The sequence below is a fragment of the Photobacterium sanctipauli genome, assembly GCF_003026495.1.
Classification (GTDB): domain Bacteria; phylum Pseudomonadota; class Gammaproteobacteria; order Enterobacterales; family Vibrionaceae; genus Photobacterium; species Photobacterium sanctipauli.
This window is the reverse complement of the sequence record NZ_PYMA01000022.1, coordinates 39,584-58,663: the sequence shown is the minus strand read 5'-3', so window position 1 is coordinate 58,663 and position 19,080 is coordinate 39,584. Positions and strand designations below refer to the sequence as shown.

Below are 19,080 nucleotides of genomic sequence, written 5' to 3'. Positions count from 1 at the left end.
ACTCATGGATATCCAAACTTGGACATTTATCTTGGTGGGCATCACCTTTGCGCTATACATCGGGATTGCCATTTGGGCCCGTGCCGGCTCAACCAGCGAATTCTACGTGGCCGGCGGTGGCGTACACCCGGTTGCCAACGGTATGGCCACCGCAGCTGACTGGATGTCGGCCGCTTCATTTATCTCAATGGCTGGTATCATCTCGTTCGTCGGTTATGACGGCGGGGTTTACCTGATGGGCTGGACCGGTGGTTACGTCCTGCTTGCCCTCTGCCTAGCGCCTTACCTACGTAAGTTCGGCCAGTTTACGGTGCCAGACTTCATCGGTGAGCGTTACTACTCTAAAACTGCACGTATGGTAGCTGTCTTCTGTGCCATCTTCGTTTCCTTTACCTATGTTGCAGGCCAGATGCGTGGGGTTGGCGTGGTATTCGCCCGCTTCCTAGAAGTTGATATCAACATGGGTATCATCATCGGTATGGGTATCGTGTTCTTCTATGCGGTACTTGGCGGCATGAAAGGGATCACCTACACCCAGGTTGCCCAGTTCTGCGTATTGATCTTCGCATTCTTGGTACCTGCTATCTTCACCTCAATCATGGTAACCGGTAACCCAATTCCTCAAATTGGTATGGGTTCAACCATCACGGGTACCGACACCTATGTACTGGACAAGCTGGACGGCCTGACGACCGAACTCGGGTTCACCGCCTATACCGACGGCTCAAAGAGCATGGTGGATGTATTCTTCATCTGTGCCGCGCTAATGGTGGGTACGGCTGGTCTACCACACGTTATTATCCGCTTCTTCACGGTACCTCGTGTACGTGACGCACGTATCTCAGCTGGTTGGGCGCTACTGTTCATCTCGCTACTTTACACCACGGCCCCAGCCGTTGCCGCCTTTGCCCGCGTCAACATGATTGAAACCATCAACGGCCCAGACATGAAAGGTGTGGCAGCAGCCGAAGCACCTGGCTGGGTAACCAACTGGGAAAAAACGGGCCTAGTGAGCTGGGAAGACAAGAACGGCGACGGCAAGATGTTCTACTCGGGCGATGAGCGCAACGAAATGAACATCAACCGCGACATCATCGTACTGGCAAGCCCAGAGCTAGCCAAACTACCAAACTGGGTCGTTGCACTACTGGCAGCCGGTGGCCTGGCGGCAGCACTGTCAACCGCAGCAGGTCTGCTACTGGTGATCTCGACCTCGATATCGCACGACTTGCTCAAGAAAGGCTTCAAGCCCGATATGACCGATAAACAGGAACTGCTCGCCGCCCGTGTCGGTGCTGCGGTAGCGATTGTCGGTGCCGGATACCTGGGTATCAACCCACCGGGCTTCGTGGCACAGGTTGTGGCCTTCGCCTTCGGCCTAGCAGCAGCATCGTTCTTCCCAGCGATCATCTTGGGTATCTTCTACAAGAAGATGAACAAGGAAGGGGCGATTGCCGGTATGGTATCGGGTATCGTATTCACCGCGGCTTATATCATCTACTTCAAGTTCATCAACCCAGCGGCAAGCACGCCGGATAACTGGTGGTTCGGTATCAGCCCAGAGGGTATCGGTACGCTAGGTATGTGTGTGAACTTCGTCGTCTCTATTGTGGTGAACAAGTTCACTGCCGAAGTACCGACCGAAGTACAAGATATGGTTGAGTCAATCCGCTATCCGAAAGGGGCGGGCCAAGCCCACGACCACTAATCGGTAAGCAGGTAGAACCGCTATAGGTTCAATCCATAGCCCATAAAAAAACGGAGCCGCCCTGGCTCCGTTTCTTATTGCGGCAAAGCTTATTTAGAACAAGCCTTTCTTCTTGATTTTCTGCACGCTGGCAATCTGCTCGCTCAGGTTAACTTCCGGTGCCTTGTCTTTGGCTGGCGCGGTGTTGGCCGCCTGGGACTGGTTGTGCTGTAGCGAACGGATAAGCTGGCTCTGGGCGGAAATCATCGCCTTAAGCTCGGCTATTTCAGCCGCCTGGCTTTGCTGCTTCAACTCGGCTGCGATATCGGCCTTCAAGCTTGCCAGCGTCTCTTGCAACAAGGCAGGGTCAAGCGCTGCTGGTTGCTGGGCTTGCGCTTGTGCATCCGCTTGCGCCTGTCGCTCGGCTTGGGCCTGCAGCTCAACTTGGCTCATCATCTGCCCCACGCCATGCTGCACTTCTTGCTTCACGGCTGCCAGCTCAGACTTCAAATCCGAGGTCAACTCCAAGATCTGCGGCGACAGCTCAAGCGGTGCAGGCTGAACGGGTTCGGCCGCCGCCTCGCTTGGCAGCACCAAACCACATTGCTTGAGTTTTTGCGCCAGCATTGCCGTGTTGACATTGCTTTCCGACAGCACTTCAGCCAGCTGGCTGGTCAACGCCGGGCTGAGCAAATGCAAGAACAGGCCGGAAAGGTAGATATCCTTGTGCATGTGCAGGTTGCGATGCAACGCCGTACCGGCACTGGGGTTGGACACCAACTCCTTGCGCTCTTCGACCCAGCGCTGCATGATGCCGACCGCATAGCGGTCGGCAGGCGAGTTAACCGGATCGAGAAACAGCGAGCAGTTAACGCGCTTGAGCTGATTAGTCATCAGCAACCTCAACTAGGGTTTCAGGCGATACATCGAACGTAGCTTCGTCGGCGTGGTACATGCATAGCTCGCGCGCCAATGCCGACTGGGAATCGTTGATCAACACCACGCGATCGCCCAGTGTCGAGTAAGCGTCCAAAAGCGCAGGGTAAATCAACGACGCACCGCCGCCCACCAAGTAAACACGGTTAGGGTTCTTAGCAAACTTCTTCGCTTCGTGGGCGACCGCACTGCCCAGCTCGTTGATCTTGTTCTCGATCTTGGTCAGGATCGTGTCGATCTGCGACTCGTCGTTCACCACCTCGCGCACGAAGTCCATGTCGTTGCGGCGCTTGATCAGCTCGTTTGCCACCAGATAGCTGGCATCACTGTCTGCCGACGCCAATGCCTTGCGGGCTGCATCCGTTACCATGGACACGCCAATTTCCTTGTTGCCGTATACCGCCGACACATCATCGAACTCACCGACCACCACGCCCATATCCAGCGTGGTGCCGCCGCAGTCAACCACCAAGGAGCGGGTGAATTCGTTGCAGCTTGAATTCATCAGGGTCGACAGTACCGCCGGCACGCTTTCAGGCATTACCTGTACATCGACGATGTTGAACAGCTCGCCTTTGTTGAGGGCGATCTCGCGCATCAAGTTCTGGCGCTTCTTCTCGATGTTTTCCTCGTTGCGCTGGCAATCTTCCGAGTTGTAGAACTCGGTGATCGGCAGTGTCACTACCAAGGTCACCGCGCAAGGCTCAAGGCCGGTTTGCAGTAACGCATGGTGCACAGCCAGCAAGTTCAGATCATCGTACTGGTAGTCAACATGGGTGGTTTCCAGTGCCTTGTCCGAGGTCGCATCGTAAGTGTACTTGGTGGTGCCAATGGTGTAGTTGTAAACCTTTTTGTCACGACGCAATGCAGCACTCTTCCAGTCTTTACGAAAAGAGTTTGGAGAAACAATTGTTTTCAGCTGGTTATTTTCAATCCAACTTACTTTTACATTGGTAGAACCATCATCAACTGCAATTGTTAACGCAGAAACCGTCATAACTTATACTCACTAAATAACAACAGGCAAAGAAGCACCTTCGCCTTAAAATAAAACAAACCCAACTGTTATTTATTCAAAAAATATAACAGCAGCTAAACAGGCAACACCAACTATGAATTAATTGGCACTGACCTTAAGTAATATTAATGGCAACATCGCTTCTTCAACATTAAGGTGTTTATTAATAATTCCCTTAATGCCTGTTTCAAGGCGGACACCGTTGCTACGCGCCCGGTGGAAGCTTTGTACTGCATGGATAAGATCATTATCCTCAAGCTCCCGGCCTGATGCAATGGCCGTTAGCGCCCCTCGCAGCAAGAAGAAATCAATCACGAGTTCGCTAAATACCTCGTACATTCCCTTGGCTGGGAAGTCATGTTTGTACATGCCGTAGATGAAGTAATTGATCCATACATGGGGGTTGGCTTGAATATAATTTTGGTAATGACCGTCAAAGCCTTGAATTAAAATTTCTTTCTGGCGATTTAAATCATCACCGGCCAGGCCGAGTGTCGATACTAATTGCTGGTGGATTTTCATGATCCGATCCAATACCAGCTCGTGCTTATCAACCACACCCAAAGACAATTGGACATTAAATAGCTTAATTAAAAATGTCGCATGCAGCTCCACGGCACTATCCATATTATTAAACATGGACAAAAATTCACCATTGGTTATTTTCTCGATGCAATAAGACAAGGTGGTATTAAACTTATCCATATCGTCTTTGTGAGCATCTAGTTGCTTTAGTGCCATCCCCAACATAAACAGGCGGGCTTCCAGCGACACTTCTTCGAGCAGCAACACATCAATAAACAGCTGGCGAATGGCATCATAGTAGGCCGGACGGCGATAAGGGGCCGGTTTAAAGTTGGACTTAAACACCTCCTGCTCGCGGAATGTCATCGCCGACGGGTTCAGCAACACCTGGCGCACCGCCTCCGGGCACGACAGGGTCAGGCTACGCTCAACCTTATCACCGCGGGTTTGGCTCAAGCGCGGGTAGGTCTGGCAAGTATTCGACAAGCGGGTGTGGCCATGGGCGGCATGGACATCACACAAACCTTGGCTATCCCTGAACGGGCAAACACCCTTTTCTGCCAATTTTATTTTGGCATAGGCCGCACTGCCCGGCGTACGCTGGATAACCTCAAGCGACTTGGCCTTGAACGCGCTTTTTTCGGTCATAAAGCGATAGGTCGGCTTATCGATAGTGATATTCCAGCCATGACAGCAGTGATCTTCACACTGGTCGGCAATACAGGAAAACGTATCCACGAACTGCGGGATAACCTCAATTTGTCTCATGCTTAATTTACCATTGCTTCTAAACGCGATACCGGGCGGTTGGCCTCGGCATACTGGTGGGCTTGTTGAATCGCTTTGCCTTCCGGAGCACCGCTGCCACCCTTGCCAAATAGCATCGCCAATTGGGCATCGGCCTCGGGGGTGAGGATCATCAGTTCAATACGGCGGTTTTGGCCGTTGCGCGGATCTTGCTCGTCGAGCAGCATGCGCTCTGCCATCGCCGCCACCTGCAGTACGTTCGTTTCCGGCAGGCCCGAATCAACCAAAAACTGGCGTGCCACCAAGGCGCGATCACCCGATAGCTCCCAGTTGCTGTAAGCCGAGGAATGGAAGTGGGTATTATCGGTATGGCCGCTGATCACCAAGCGGTTGCGAATTTGCCCCAGGATCGGCGCCAGCTCGTACAGCATGTCTTCGAAAAACGGCGTCAGGGTGCTGCTGCCGCGCTGGAACATGTAGTTGTCCATGCTGTCTTGCAGCAAAATTCTTAAGCCCTGCGGCACCACTTCCAGCACCACGTTGCTATTGGCCGACAGTGCCTGCGCCATCTCTTCCACTTCCTTGGCCAACATCGCCAGTTGCGAGGTGGTGAGGTGCTTACCCTTGAGCATCGAATTCAACTCTTTACCGCGACCCGCGGTGACCGCCATGCTGCTGGTCAACAGTGCGTTCGGCATGATGAACCGCGCCGCGCCGCAGCTGAATGTGTTTGCCCTCGGCTTTCCGATGACCATGCTGCTGGGCTTGGTGTGCCTGCTGATCTCCAACTCCGGGCTACCCGAAAACTTCATCCGCTTTAGCGGCGAAACCCTGCAACTGATGCGCAACCTTGAGGGGGCGACGCCGTGAGCGAGAGTAGCAGCCAGGACAAAACGGAACAGCCCAGCCAACAGAAGCTGCGCAAGGCGCGCGAGGAAGGCAACCTCCCCCGCTCCAAGGAACTGGTAACGGCCTTGATGATCCTCGGCAGCGCGTTGCTGCTCAGCGCGTTCGCCAGCGAATTGGCAGACATGGTGCTGGAAATCACCCGCCGCAACATGGCACTGTCGAAGCAAGACGCGTTCGATGCCGATTTGATGCTCAGCCACCTTGGCGACAGTGCCATGAGCATGCTTGTCGTGGTCGCCCCGATGCTAGCATTGCTGATGGGGATCACCGTGCTCGCCAACCTTATTCGCGGCGGCTGGAACCTATCGGGGAAATCGGCCCAACCCAAGTTTTCCAAGCTCAACCCAATTAGCGGCGTCAAACGGATGTTCTCGCTTAAGTCACTGGTTGAGCTGATCAAAAGTATCCTCAAGGTGGGGCTGATCACTGCCACGCTGTATTGGCTAATCAGCAGCAACATCACCGATATCATTTCGATGCAGCGGGCGCCGCTCAACAGCGCCATCAGCCAAACATTGCAATTCCTTTGGCTGGGGCTGCTTAGCTACGGCTTGGCCTTGTTACTCATTGCCTTGCTCGAACTGCCTTATTCGAGCTGGGACTACACCAAGCAGCTCAAGATGACCAAACAAGAGGTCAAGGACGAGCACAAGAATACCGACGGCAACCCGGAAATTAAGGGCCGAATCCGCCAGCTGCAGCGCCAAATGGCACAAAAGCAAATGATGAAGACCGTGCCCCAGGCCGATGTGGTGATCACCAACCCGACCCACTATGCGGTGGCCTTGAAATACGATCTGGAAAAAGCCGGCGCGCCTTATGTGATAGCCAAGGCCGTCGACCATGCCGCCATCCAGATGCAAGGCATTGCCCGTCAACATAATACCCCTGTGGTTGAGATCCCGCCGTTGACCCGTGCGGTTTACTACTCAACCAACGAGTGGCAGGAAATCCCTGCTCCATTATACGTCGCTGTCGCCCATGTCCTGACCTTCGTGTTCCAAATGGAGCAATACAAGCAAGGACGCCAGCCAACCAAGCCTGAATTCCCCCGAGTCACCATTCCTCGGGAATTACGCCGTTAACGAAAATTGAGTGCCATGAAACAAAAACTTGCTTCAACGATGCAGCTCCTCGCCAAGGGGCAGTTAGGCATCCCACTGCTGCTCATGACCATCTTGGCCATGGTTATTTTGCCGATCCCGCCTTTGTTGCTGGATATGCTGTTCACCTTCAACATCGTACTGGCCCTGCTGGTGATGTTGGTCAGCGTATACAGCCAACGGCCGTTGGACTTTTCCGTCTTCCCGAGCATCTTGCTGGTCGCGACCTTGCTCCGACTGGCACTGAACGTGGCCTCAACCCGAGTGGTGCTGCTGGAAGGCCACCAAGGCGGCGATGCCGCCGGTAAGGTGATCCAAGCCTTCGGTGATGTGGTGATTGGCGGTAACTATGTCGTGGGTATGGTTATCTTCGTCATCCTGATGATCATCAACTTCGTGGTGGTGACCAAGGGTGGCGAGCGCATTTCCGAAGTCAGCGCCCGCTTTACGCTGGATGCCATGCCGGGCAAGCAGATGGCGATCGATGCCGACCTCAATGCGGGCATTATCGACCACAACGGTGCCAAGCACCGCCGCGAGGAAGTCGCCAAGGAAGCCGACTTCTACGGCTCGATGGACGGTGCTTCCAAGTTCGTCCGCGGTGATGCCATTGCCGGTATGCTGATCCTGTTTATCAACATTGTCGGTGGTATCAGTATCGGTGTATTCCAGCACGGGCTGAGCTTCGCCGACGCCTTCCAGACCTTTGCCCTGCTCACCATCGGTGACGGCTTGGTTGCCCAGATCCCGTCGCTACTCTTGGCGACCTCGGCGGCCATCATTGTTACCCGCGTGGCCGACAGCAACAACCTGTCGGATCAAATCACCAAGCAAGTGTTGGCTTCACCTACGGTCTTGTTCGTTGTCGCTGGTATCATGCTGATCCTTGGCCTGATCCCTGGTATGCCGCATTTGGCCTTCCTCAGCTTCAGCTTGGTAATGGGCTATGCCGGTTGGCGGATGACAAAATTGGGCGAGCCCGAAGTCAGCAACGAAGACTTGGTGCGCGCCGAGGAAATTGTCGAGGAAAACACCCAGCCGGAAAGCAAAGAGCTGATCACCGGCGACATTCCAATGGTCCACGCGATGAACCTCAGCGTCGGCTATCGGCTGGTCAGCTTGATTGACCGGCGCCAAGGAGCTGAATTGCTCACCCGCCTCTTGGGTATTCGCAAAACCCTGACCGAGCAACGCGGTTTTGTCATCCCGCAAATCCATATTCGCGACGACTTGGCGCTGGAAGCCAACCAGTACCAAATTTCGGTGAGGGGCGCGCAGGTGGTGAGCGCCGAAGTCGAAATCGATAAGCTACTGGCCATCAACCCGGGACAGGTATTCGGCAATGTCGACGGTATCCTGACCAAGGACCCGGCCTACGGCATGGAAGCAGTGTGGATATCGGCTGCCGACAAAGACAAAGCAGTGAACTTGGGCTATACCGTGGTGGATCACTCAACCATCATTTCCACCCATGTCAGCAAGGTGATTAACGACTATATCGAAGATATTCTCAGCCCAGAAGAAGTCAACGGACTGCTTGAGCGCTTGGCAACGCTCAACAGCAAACTCGCCGACGACTTGCAGCAGAAGCTCAGCAACCAACAGCTGCTTCGGGTATTTAGGCAACTGACTATCGACGGCGTCCCGCTAACCGATATTGTCACCATCGCCAACTCGCTGGTTGAGTCTGCCGAGTTATCCAAAGACCCAATCCTGCTGGCTGCCGACATTCGCTGCGTCCTGCGCCGGGTGATCCTCAACGGCCTGATTGGTACCCGTCCGGATGTGCCGGCGATCACCCTTTCGCCGGAGCTGGAAAACATTCTGATCGGTGCCCTGAACCAAGCCCAGGCTGGCGGGCACGTCCAACTGGACGGCTTCACCCTTGAGCCGGGCGTGATTGAAAAGCTGCAGCGCAGCTTGCCGGAAGCCTTGGATAACCTGCGCCTAAATGGCCATCCGGCTGTCTTGCTCGTGATGCCGCAACTAAGGCCGCTGCTGTCCCGTTATGCCCGGGTGTGCGCCCGAGGCCTGAATGTCTTGTCTTTCAACGAGATCCCGGACGACCGCAGTGTTTCCGTGGTCGGCCACCTCGGCTAGTTCAGCCACACTTGAACCCCAACGACCAACGGGCTGCTTCGGCAGCCCGTTGGTGTATTCAGGTTCACAACCAAGGTTGCCTACACCTTGCTTTCCGGGGCCTTACTCTGATTATGCTGGTTTAACAGCGCCCTCAGCTTCAACGGTTTGACCGGCTTACTGATGAACGCAAAACCATGCCCGGTGATCATCTGGCGGGTTTCGTCGGTACGGTCGGCACTGATCACCGCCCCCCTGAAGGTTTTGCCCAGCCGCAAGCTACACTGCTGCAACACCTGCAAGCCGGTTTGCTCATTGGCCAAATGGTAGTCGCTCAGCACAAAGTCCGGCTTCCAGCCATCATCGAGCTGCTTCATGGCACAGGCAACAGACTCCGCCAGGCGGATTTCACAGCCCCAGCGGGAAAGCAGGGTTTCCATGCCCAACAAAATGTCTTGTTCGTTATCCACGCACAGCACTTTCAACCCCGCCAGCGGCGCGGCCGCTTTGCCCTCTGCCCCCTTCGCGGCAGCTGCCGGCTTGATTAGCACACCCCGCTGAACCGCCAAGCCAAATACCGTCCCCTGATCCGGCCATGAGCGCAGTTTCAAGTCATGTTCAAGCACCCGGCTGATGCCTTTGGCTATCGCCAGGCCAAGCCCCAGGCCATGATCGAGCCCGCTCCGTTCGATACGGGTAAATTCATCGAAAATATGGGCCTGCTTCGATTCGGGGATCCCCGGCCCGTTATCCCACACTTCAATGTGTAGTTGGCCACCACGGCGGCGGGTACCCAGTACCACCTTGCCGTGGGGGTTATAGCGAAACGCATTGGTGAGGAAGTTTTGCAATGCCCGGCGCAGCAATTTCGGATCAGAGACAATGACCGCATCGCTATTGACCACCTCGAAGGTGATCCCCTGCTGGCGGGCCAAGGCACCAAATTCGGCACTCAATGTCCCGAGCACCTCGCTAACCTTAAAGGCATGCACGTTCACTTGCAGCTTGCCGGCCTCCAACCGCGACACATCGAGCAAATCACCAATCAAATCTTCCGCCGCCCCAAGGGCACTTTCGATATGGCGGGCCAGCTTGGCACTTTCCTGATCTTGGGCGACCTCTGAAAGCGACGAGGAAAACAGCCTTGCCGCGTTGAGCGGCTGCATTAAATCATGGCTTACCGCAGCCAAGAAGCGCCCTTTTGAATGCGCTTGCTGCTCCGCTTGCTGGGTCGCGCTCACCAGTTGGCGGTTGAGCTGCTCCAGCTCGCTGGTGCGCAGCTTCACCCGCTCTTCCAAATTTTCGTTGGCTTCCTTGAGCGCCTGCTCGGCATTGCGGAATTCTGTAATGTCGGTAAAGCTCATCACAAACCCGCCGCCGGGCATCGGGTTGCCCTGCACTTCAATCACCTGGCCGTCCGGCCTGATCCGCGAGGAAGTGTGGGCGGTGCCGCGCTGCAAGTGCTCGACCCTTTTGGCCACGTGAAACTCGGGATCGCCCGGCCCGCATAACCCCAGCTCGGCATTATGCCGGATCACATCGGCAATCGGCCGCCCAACCTGGATCAACCCTTGCGGGAAGGTGAAGAGTTCGAGATACCGCTGGTTCCACGCCACCAGCCGGAGTTGCTTGTCCACCACGGCAATGCCCTGGCTAATGTGCTCGATGGCCCCTTGCAACAAGCCTCGGCTGAAATCAAACAACTCGGAGGCCTCATCAACAATCGTCGCCACCTCTTCAAGCTGCATATTTCTGCCCTGCAACGCCGAAGTAAGTACCAACCTAGCAGACGAAGCCCCAAACACCCCGGCCAGTACCCGCTCGGTATGGCGGATCAGGCTGGCAGGCGCCTGTTGCTGAGGGTCGAGAATTTGATACTGCTGCTCAGCATATTGGCTAAAGGCGTTACGAACCCGCTTGCGGCCCACAAAGCGGGCGGCTAGCATTTCGAGCTCGGCCACGGTAACCCGGGTTTGGTAGAGGCTTGCGTCCTCGGTTTCCGGCAACGGGGCCCCGACAAACGAAGCCGCTTGCAAGCGTTCGGTCAGGGTTGACCGGGTCATCACAGAGACGGCCACATACAAGGATACGTTGATCACCAAGCTCAGCAGCATGCCCCAGTCAACCGAGGTCAGCTCCTTGAGCACCGGCCATGACGGCGGCGCCAACAACCACAACAAGAAGTTGGTGTCTGCCGTGCCGGCCAGCATGTTGGTCTGCCCCATCATGGTGATGCCCCAAATACTCACCCCACCCAGCAACCCGGCATAGACCCCCTTGCGGTTACCGGTCCGCCAGTAAATCCCGCCCAGCAACGCTGGCGCAAATTGGGCGATGGCCGCAAACGACAACAGGCCGATGGCCGACAGCGAAGGGATATTACCCAACACTTGGTAAAAGCCCCACGCCGCAAGCAACAGCAGTAATATCAAGCCACGGCGAATATTGAGCAAGATCCCCGAAAAAGCACTGAAGTTACGCCCCGACACCCGCAGGCGGCGCAACAACAAAGGCAGCACCAAATCATTGGAAACCATGATTGCCAATGCGATAGTGGACACAATCACCATGCCGCTAGCGGCAGAGGTACCGCCGACAAAGGCGAGCAACGCGATGCTATCGGCACCTTGCAACAGGGGCAGGTTAATCACATAGGTATCGGCTGCCACCTGGGGCAATAGCGCCTGGCCCGCCAGTGCCAACGGCACCACGAAAATTCCCATCAACACCAAATACAGCGGGAAGACCCAGCGGGCCTTATGCAGATCCTGCGCCCGGCTATTTTCCACCACGATGGTATGGAACTGGCGTGGCAAACAAATGATCGCCGCCATAGTCAGCAAGGTATGGATTAATAAGCTGCCGGTGTTAGGCACGGCAGGTTGCATCAGCTCTTTGCTGACAGCACCAAGGCTGGGCACCTCCACCAGCAAGCTCACCGCAAACACCCCCACCACCAGGAACGCCGCCAGTTTAACCAGGGACTCGAACGCCACCGCCATCATCATGCCGCGATGGTGCTCGGTGGTATCGATATGGCGGGTACCGAACAACACGGTAAACGCGGCCAGTGCCAGCGTGACCAACCAGGCAATGTCAACCGCCTCGCCATCGCTTGCGCCACTGCGACCAAGATCGGGGGCAAGTTGCTCCAACCCCATCGTAATACCGCGAAGCTGTAGCGCGATATAGGGCAAGATCCCCGCCACCGCGATCAGGGTGACCATGACCGCCAAGCCTTGGGATTTACCGTAACGTGCGGCAATAAAGTCGGCAATAGAGGTAATATGCTCGCGCTTGGCGATCAGAATAAGTCTGGCAAGAATGCGCCAACCGAGGGTGAAGACAATGATCGGGGCAACATAGATAGGTAGAAAAGACCAAATATCCCGGCTCGCCTGTCCGACGGTGCCATAAAAGGTCCAAGAGGTGCAGTACACTGCAATTGAAAGGCTATATATCCACGGCCGCCAACCCGCCATCCACTTCGGTTTCTTGTCGCCATACCATGCGATAAGAAACAGCAAGCCGAGGTAGACCAGCGAAACCGGCACCACTATCCATCCTTGTGCCATTGTTAATCCCTGATTAATGCTTTGTATGCAGCAGTGTAACGAAACTACTGGCGCTCACCAATCCGCGGGATCACAGTTCTGGCTGCCACCGCAAGCGGTCGCAGCCAGTTTTTCAATTAGTTATGCCTAACAATGCTTCGGCGTGGCGTGACATCGATTTTCATCAACAGGGCCGGCACGCCCATCAAAGCCATCAACCAGAAGATATTGGCGCCCCAAAGGCCATACAACCAGCCGCTCAATGCCGTGACCAGCGCCATGAATGCGCCCATCGGCAAGGCATTATACAGCGCCTGCAGTGCCACCATCTGGTTGCTCTGCGCCTGCTGGATATAGCGGATGGTTGCCAGGTGCGCCCCTGCGAAAGTAATACCATGCAGCGCCTGAGAGGCCACCAACATTGGCAGCTCCGTCATGCTGGCCGTGATCCCCCAACGGATCAACACGCCAACCGCGGCCAGGCGGAACATACCAGCGACACTCCAACCCGCGAACAAGCGCTTGCTCAAGGCAAAAATCGCCACTTCGGCCACCACACTGAAGCTCCACAGGTAGCCAATCACATCCTCGCTGTAACCAACTTCCTTCCAGTAAATCGCACTGAAGCTGTAATAGGCAGCATGGCTACCTTGCAGCAAGGCAATAATGGTCAGGAAGCGGATCACTTCCGGGTTGCGCAGCATTGCCATCAACGCAGGGCGCGGCTGGTTATGACTATTAGGCTCAGAGGCAGGCAAAACCGTTGGGGTACGCATCGAAAACAACAGCATAGCCACCAAGCCCGCGGCGGCAACCCACGGGATCACCGCCGGGCTATATTTGGCTGCCAATAAGCCGACGACAGTTGAACCGGCAATAAAGGCAATCGACCCCCACAGTCGGGTACGACCATAGTCTAAGTGATCGCCCTTGGAGTAATAGTTTGCCAAAGCATCGGACAGTGGCACGATTGGCCCCACCATGGCGTTGTACACCACCGTCATCACTGCCAATGCCCACAAGCTGCCACCGCAATAGATATAGGCAATACAGCTGATAAGGGCAGCCACCCCGAACCAACGCAAGGCCGGGATCAGGTGCTCCACCTTGTGAATACGTGGTGTGATCACCAAGTTCGCGATACAGCGAACCCCCAGCCCCAACCCAAGCAACAAACCGATATTGGAGGCGCTGACATCCAAGTGGGCAAACCAAAGTGCCCAAAACGGCAGGTATACACCGTAATTAAAGAAAAAACCGAACAGATATTGCGATGTCCATCCGTAGGGGCTGCTGCGAACCATGCCTTGTCCTACTGTAGAGAAATGAGAGTGGCGCCTATTATGCCTATATCCACCTATTCCCCCAACGAAATAATGCTGGGAGCGCAGTTCCCCTTTTTATCTTCTGGGATCGCCGACATAGACTAAAGTCGTCTGGAGCTTTGGCACTAACCAGCAGACACTGTAGCGATGGGAGTCCCTTAAACTGCCGCGGGAGATCATCATGTCCGAGACTTTCGATATTACACTGCCGCCCTTTGACCGCCTGACACCAGAGCAGCAGCACACCTTGATAAACGCACTGGACGTTGCCTATTTTCGCCAGGGCGAAACCTTGCTTGAAGCCAACCAACCAAGCGAGCAGCTGCATATCATCATCAAGGGCAGTGTCGAAGAAAGTGCCCCCGATGGCGGGGAGGTGTTCGCCCATTACACCGCGGACGACATGTTTGATGTACGCGCCCAACTGGAACACCAATGCCGCCATAACTACACCGCGCTGGAAGATACCCTGTGCTATTTGTTACCCAAGGATGTCTTTCTCTCGCTGTACCAAGGCAACGGCCAGTTCGCGGCCTACTTTGATAGCAACCTGGCCCGCCGCCAGCAATTGCTCGAAGAGGCCCAGCGCCAGCAAAACCTTGCCGAGTTTATCCTGACCAAGGTTGACGACGACAGCATCCAGCCTTGCTTGGTATTAGCGCGACAAACCACGCTGGATGAAGCCACCAGGCAACTCAAAAAAATGGGGATGGATGCCGCCCTGGTTGAAGCCGGCGACGGCCAGCCCTACGGTATTGTCACCCGCACCAACTTGCTTCACGCCCTGATCTTTGATGATTTGCCCAAATCGGTCCCTATTGGCGATGTGGCTACGGCCCCGGTGATCAGCGTCGATAAAGGGGATTACCTGTTCAACGCCATGCTCGCGATGACCCGCAGCAAGGTAAAGCGGGTCTCGGTATTGGATGACGGCGAGATTGTCGGCATGCTCGACCTGACCCAGGTCTTGAGCCTGTTCTCCACCCACTCGCATGTGCTAACGCTGCGTATTGCCCGCGCCAACTCGATAGAAGAGCTCGCCCTTGCCGCCGGCAGCCAGGCCCGCTTGGTCGAGACGCTCTTTAACAACGGTATCCACACCCGCTTTGTGATGGAGCTTATCGCCACGGTTAACGAGCAAATCATCGAAAAGGCCTTCCAGCTTACCGTACCGCAAGTGATGCAGAACCACTGCTGCTTGGTGGTGATGGGCTCCGAGGGGCGCGGCGAGCAAATTCTCAAGAGCGATCAGGACAATGCCCTGATCCTCGAAGACGGCGTCGAATGGCCAGCACTGGCCGCCACGATGGCAACCCTCATCGAAACCCTGCATCAACTGGGCTACCCGCTTTGCCCGGGCAATGTCATGGTCAACAACCCGAAATGGGTCAAGAGCCAAAGTGAGTGGTTACAAACTGTCGATGGCATCACCGGCCGCGGCAATGATAACGACATGATGGATTTGGCCATTTTGGCCGACAGCCATGCCATTGCCGGTAACAAGGCACTGCTATCCCCTATCAAGCAACGGCTGCACCAGCAAATGGCTTCGCAGGAGCTGTTGCTTACCACCTTCACCCGCCCCGTATTGCGCTTTAGCGTCCCGTTGACCTTATTCGGCAAGCTCAAGGCGAACAAGGATGGGCTGGATATCAAGCAGGGGGGGATTTTCCCGATTGTCCACGGCACCCGTGCCTTGGCGCTCGAGCACGGCATAGAGCCCAACAACACCTTCGAGCGGCTGGCGCAATTGGTCGAGCACAAGGTGCTAGAGTCCAGCACCGCCTCCAACCTGAGCGAGGCCTTGAAGCTATTCATCAAATTACGCTTGCGCCAACAGCTCGACCACCCGGCCGGCGGCTTGCAACAACACCTCGACGTCGGACGGCTCAACCGTACCGACCGCGACCTGCTCCGCCACAGCCTGCATGTCGTCAAAAAGTTTAAAGAGTGGCTGGGATACCACTACCAAATCAGGGATTGACCGGACGAGCTGGCCCGCTCGCCATCCAAATTGAAGGATTAGTTGTTATGAATTTCTTACATCGTTGGTGGTACCAACACAAGCTAAGGCACAGCCCATACCGCGAACTGTTCGACCGTTACCAGGGCGAGGAGCTGGTGTCGCTCGACTGCGAAACCACCAGCCTGGATCCCCATAGCGCCGAGTTGGTGACCATTGCGGCTACGCGCATCAAGGCCAACCGGATCCTGACCAGCCAATCCATCCACCTGACCTTGCGCGCGCCCTCCAGCCTGGATGCGGGATCGGTCACCGTACACCGGTTACGCCACCAAGATCTCAACCAGGGGCTGGACGAAGTGCAAGCGCTCGACAAGCTACTCGATTTTATCGGCAACCGGCCATTGGTTGGCTACCACATCCGCTATGACAAAACGATCCTCGATCGCTATTTCCGCCGCCACTACGGCTTTAGCCTGCCCAACAAAATGGTGGAGGTTAGCCACCTCTACCACGAGCAGCTTGAGCGCCAGTTGCCCAACGCCTATTTCGACCTTAGCCTCGAGGCAATAAGCCGCCACCTCGACCTGCCGGTTCCGCCGCGCCATGATGCCCTGCAAGACACCATCACCGCGGCGATGATCTACGTTCGCCTCAAGCATGGCGACATGCCAAGCCCCTCGGTACCCACCTACTAATTGCCCCGATCCATTACCGCATGGCTGGCAACAGGCTGGTTATTGCGGGGCAACCTTAGGTCCAGCGCAAGTTTTCCCTTGAAAACTCACTGCAACAACAAACACTTGGCTATTTTTTCGCCCTATCATCCTAAAGTCTAATTGAGACTGAAGGCAAACTGTTGGAAGTTAGTACCACGCAAGCAAAAAATACCTGCATACAGAATAATCCGGTCCAAATAGGGACAACAGCGGAACACAAGGAGAATAGGATGAGTGAAGTTCACGTGTATCCAGTAAATCAGGACATTGCAGCTAAGGCCCACGTTACTGACGAGCAATACCGCGAGATGTACCAGCAGTCCGTCATCAACCCAGAAGGGTTCTGGCGCGAGCACGGCCAAATTGTCGACTGGATCACCCCGTTTTCCAAAGTGAAAAACACCTCTTTCGATACTGGCCACGTCAACATCAAGTGGTTCGAAGATGGCCAGCTGAATGTCTCAGCCAACTGCCTTGACCGCCATCTTGCCACCCGCGGCGACCAGCCGGCCATCATCTGGGAAGGCGACGATCCAAACGACGATGCCACCCTGACCTACAACGAACTCCATGAGCAAGTGTGTAAGTTTGCCAACGCCCTGAAGAGCCAAGGCGTTCGCAAAGGCGACGTAGTCTGCCTGTACATGCCAATGGTGGCCGAGGCCGCAGTGGCGATGCTAGCTTGTACCCGTATCGGTGCCGTTCACACCATCGTATTCGGTGGTTTCTCACCTGAAGCATTGGCCGGCCGTATTATCGACTCCAATGCCAAAGTCGTCGTTACCGCCGATGAGGGCGTGCGTGGCGGCCGCGCCGTACCACTGAAGAAAAATGTTGACGATGCCCTTGCCAACCCGGAAGTCACCAGCATCGAGAAAGTCGTGGTACTGAAGCGTACCGGCGGCAACGTTGAGTGGGACAGCGAGCGCGACGTATGGTGGCACGATGCCACGGCAGTCGCCTCAAGCAACTGCGAGCCAGAAGCGATGAACGCGGAAGACCCGCTGTTTATCCTTTACACCTCGGGTTCAACCGGCAAGCCAAAAGGCGTGCTCCACACCACGGGCGGCTACCTGGTTTACGCGACCATGACCTTCAAGTACGTCTTCGACTACCAAGAAGGCGATGTTTACTGGTGTACCGCCGATGTGGGTTGGATCACCGGCCACAGCTACCTGGTGTACGGCCCATTGGCGAACGGCGCAACCACCTTGCTATTTGAAGGCGTGCCAAACTACCCAAGCACCAGCCGCATGAGCGAAGTCGTCGACAAGCACCAGGTGAATATCCTTTACACCGCACCAACCGCTATCCGCGCCCTGATGGCCAAGGGCGATGAAGCCATTGCCGGCACCAGCCGCTCTTCACTGCGCGTGATGGGCTCGGTCGGCGAGCCAATCAACCCGGAAGCATGGGAGTGGTACCACCGCACCATCGGTGACAGCCGTTGCCCAATCGTTGATACCTGGTGGCAGACCGAAACAGGCGGCATCCTGATCACTCCGCTACCGGGCGCGACGGCATTGAAGCCTGGCTCGGCAACCCGTCCGTTCTTCGGCGTCCAGCCAGCCTTGGTGGATAACATGGGCAACATCCTAGACGGTGCCACCGAGGGCAACTTGGTGATGATCGACTCATGGCCAGGACAGATGCGCACGCTGTGGGGCGATCACGACCGCTTCGAGCAAACCTACTTCTCGACCTTCCAGGGCATGTACTTCACCGGCGACGGTGCCCGTCGCGACGAAGATGGCTACTTCTGGATCACCGGCCGTGTTGATGACGTGCTCAATATTTCCGGCCACCGTATGGGAACGGCAGAAATCGAATCGGCACTGGTTGCCTTCGACAAGATTGCCGAGGCCGCTATCGTCGGTGTGCCGCACGATATCAAGGGCCAAGCGATTTACGCCTACATCACGCTAAATGCAGGCGAGATCCCAAGTGCCGAGCTGCACAAGGAAGTGAAAGAGTGGGTACGCAAAGAGATCGGCCCAATCGCCACACCGGACTTCCTGCACTGGACCGATGCACTGCCTAAGACCCGCTCGGGTAAAATCATGCGCCGTATCCTGCGTAAGATTGCCACCGGCGACACCGCGACACTGGGCGATACCTCGACCCTCGCCGACCCAAGCGTGGTAGACAAGCTGATTGCCGAGAAGCAAAAGGTGCTGTAAGTCACATTAAAATAGCCAAAAGCCGCCGTCAGGCGGCTTTTTTGATCCACCGCTAAAAGTTACAAAACGGTAATAATTAGCTATTGTCTAACGTCCGTTAGTCAAGCATGATGGATTTCACACCACAGAGAACAAGACTTTACGTCGCTATCTAGCTTTCTCTACCTTGCCGAACAGCGTACAAGTGTATCGATAAAAATTGGTGATTAGACCAGTATTTTGCTGCGATTTGCGGTGAATTCTCTATAATTGCTCATCAAGCATGTTTTGGCAGATAAAAACGGACCACACGGAAGCAACTTTGCAAGTTTCTGCATGTTGTTAGAGTAAAACCT

The 19,080-nt window shown here is 55.5% G+C and carries 13 protein-coding genes; 7 read left to right on the top strand and 6 right to left on the bottom strand.

What is annotated here, in order from left to right; all coding sequences use genetic code 11:
* Nucleotides 1–4 precede the first annotated feature (4 nt).
* Nucleotides 5–1,708 carry a sodium:solute symporter family protein gene (locus tag C9I98_RS23580; protein ID WP_036825976.1) on the top strand — a complete coding sequence of 568 codons (1,704 nt, stop codon included), beginning with the start codon at nt 5–7 and terminating at the stop codon, nt 1,706–1,708.
* 93 nt (nt 1,709–1,801) lie between these two features.
* Here the strand turns inward: C9I98_RS23580 and C9I98_RS23575 are convergent, their stop codons facing one another.
* The 4 genes from C9I98_RS23575 to C9I98_RS23560 form a co-directional block, all read right to left on the bottom strand.
* Nucleotides 1,802–2,581 carry a hypothetical protein gene (locus C9I98_RS23575; RefSeq protein WP_036825978.1) on the bottom strand — a complete coding sequence of 260 codons (780 nt, stop codon included), beginning with the start codon at nt 2,579–2,581 and terminating at the stop codon, nt 1,802–1,804.
* Nucleotides 2,574–3,620, bottom strand: a complete 1,047-nt coding sequence (gene parM, locus C9I98_RS23570; RefSeq protein ID WP_036825981.1) for a plasmid segregation protein ParM domain-containing protein — start codon at nt 3,618–3,620, stop codon at nt 2,574–2,576. The genes C9I98_RS23575 and parM overlap by 8 nt, the downstream gene beginning before the upstream one ends.
* A gap of 120 nt (nt 3,621–3,740) precedes the next feature.
* Entirely contained in the window at nt 3,741–4,934 is a 1,194-nt protein-coding gene (fliB, locus tag C9I98_RS23565) for a flagellin lysine-N-methylase (RefSeq protein ID WP_036825983.1), read from the bottom strand.
* Nucleotides 4,935–4,936: 2 nt separating this feature from the next.
* Nucleotides 4,937–5,611 (bottom strand): OmpA family protein, encoded by a 675-nt coding sequence (locus C9I98_RS23560; RefSeq protein WP_425440732.1) that lies wholly within the window; start codon nt 5,609–5,611, stop codon nt 4,937–4,939.
* Here C9I98_RS23560 and C9I98_RS26950 point away from each other — a divergent pair.
* From C9I98_RS26950 to flhA, 3 genes are read left to right on the top strand one after another with little or no spacing between them, the layout of a single operon-like run.
* Complete coding sequence (locus C9I98_RS26950; protein WP_036828848.1) at nt 5,583–5,783, top strand: flagellar biosynthetic protein FliR; 201 nt, start codon at nt 5,583–5,585, stop codon at nt 5,781–5,783. The genes C9I98_RS23560 and C9I98_RS26950 overlap by 29 nt on opposite strands.
* Nucleotides 5,780–6,907 carry a flagellar biosynthesis protein FlhB gene (flhB, locus tag C9I98_RS23550; protein WP_036824554.1) on the top strand — a complete coding sequence of 376 codons (1,128 nt, stop codon included), beginning with the start codon at nt 5,780–5,782 and terminating at the stop codon, nt 6,905–6,907. The genes C9I98_RS26950 and flhB overlap by 4 nt, the downstream gene beginning before the upstream one ends.
* A gap of 15 nt (nt 6,908–6,922) precedes the next feature.
* Nucleotides 6,923–9,025, top strand: coding sequence for a flagellar biosynthesis protein FlhA (gene flhA, locus C9I98_RS23545; RefSeq protein ID WP_107272543.1), 2,103 nt, complete (start codon nt 6,923–6,925; stop codon nt 9,023–9,025).
* Between the two features lie 80 nt (nt 9,026–9,105).
* Here flhA and C9I98_RS23540 read toward each other — a convergent pair whose 3' ends face one another.
* Both C9I98_RS23540 and C9I98_RS23535 read right to left on the bottom strand, forming a co-directional pair.
* Complete coding sequence (locus C9I98_RS23540) at nt 9,106–12,579, bottom strand: hybrid sensor histidine kinase/response regulator (protein ID WP_107272542.1); 3,474 nt, start codon at nt 12,577–12,579, stop codon at nt 9,106–9,108.
* 116 nt (nt 12,580–12,695) lie between these two features.
* The gene (locus tag C9I98_RS23535) at nt 12,696–13,862 is read right to left on the bottom strand and encodes a 3-phenylpropionate MFS transporter (RefSeq protein ID WP_036831653.1); all 1,167 of its coding nucleotides are present in this window, start codon (nt 13,860–13,862) and stop codon (nt 12,696–12,698) included.
* Nucleotides 13,863–14,058: 196 nt separating this feature from the next.
* On the opposite strand from C9I98_RS23535, the gene C9I98_RS23530 reads away from it, so the two are divergent.
* The 3 genes from C9I98_RS23530 (at nt 14,059) to acs (ending at nt 18,745) form a co-directional block, all read left to right on the top strand.
* The gene (locus C9I98_RS23530; RefSeq protein ID WP_173424728.1) at nt 14,059–15,867 is read left to right on the top strand and encodes a DUF294 nucleotidyltransferase-like domain-containing protein; all 1,809 of its coding nucleotides are present in this window, start codon (nt 14,059–14,061) and stop codon (nt 15,865–15,867) included.
* 47 nt (nt 15,868–15,914) lie between these two features.
* Nucleotides 15,915–16,544, top strand: a complete 630-nt coding sequence (locus C9I98_RS23525) for a 3'-5' exonuclease (RefSeq protein ID WP_036831658.1) — start codon at nt 15,915–15,917, stop codon at nt 16,542–16,544.
* Between the two features lie 251 nt (nt 16,545–16,795).
* Complete coding sequence (acs, locus tag C9I98_RS23520; protein WP_107272541.1) at nt 16,796–18,745, top strand: acetate--CoA ligase; 1,950 nt, start codon at nt 16,796–16,798, stop codon at nt 18,743–18,745.
* The last annotated feature ends 335 nt before the right edge of the window (nt 18,746–19,080 follow it).

What these genes read in the sequence shown, in the direction of transcription:
- C9I98_RS23580 (WP_036825976.1), top strand. Translation starts at nt 5, where the DNA reads ATGGATATCCAAACTTGGACATTTATCTTGGTGGGCATCACCTTTGCG.
- C9I98_RS23575 (WP_036825978.1), bottom strand. Translation starts at nt 2,581, where the DNA reads ATGACTAATCAGCTCAAGCGCGTTAACTGCTCGCTGTTTCTCGATCCG.
- parM (WP_036825981.1), bottom strand. Translation starts at nt 3,620, where the DNA reads ATGACGGTTTCTGCGTTAACAATTGCAGTTGATGATGGTTCTACCAAT.
- fliB (WP_036825983.1), bottom strand. Translation starts at nt 4,934, where the DNA reads ATGAGACAAATTGAGGTTATCCCGCAGTTCGTGGATACGTTTTCCTGT.
- C9I98_RS26950 (WP_036828848.1), top strand. Translation starts at nt 5,583, where the DNA reads ATGCTGCTGGTCAACAGTGCGTTCGGCATGATGAACCGCGCCGCGCCG.
- C9I98_RS23560 (WP_425440732.1), bottom strand. Translation starts at nt 5,611, where the DNA reads ATGCCGAACGCACTGTTGACCAGCAGCATGGCGGTCACCGCGGGTCGC.
- flhA (WP_107272543.1), top strand. Translation starts at nt 6,923, where the DNA reads ATGAAACAAAAACTTGCTTCAACGATGCAGCTCCTCGCCAAGGGGCAG.
- C9I98_RS23540 (WP_107272542.1), bottom strand. Translation starts at nt 12,579, where the DNA reads ATGGCACAAGGATGGATAGTGGTGCCGGTTTCGCTGGTCTACCTCGGC.
- C9I98_RS23535 (WP_036831653.1), bottom strand. Translation starts at nt 13,862, where the DNA reads ATGGTTCGCAGCAGCCCCTACGGATGGACATCGCAATATCTGTTCGGT.
- C9I98_RS23525 (WP_036831658.1), top strand. Translation starts at nt 15,915, where the DNA reads ATGAATTTCTTACATCGTTGGTGGTACCAACACAAGCTAAGGCACAGC.
- acs (WP_107272541.1), top strand. Translation starts at nt 16,796, where the DNA reads ATGAGTGAAGTTCACGTGTATCCAGTAAATCAGGACATTGCAGCTAAG.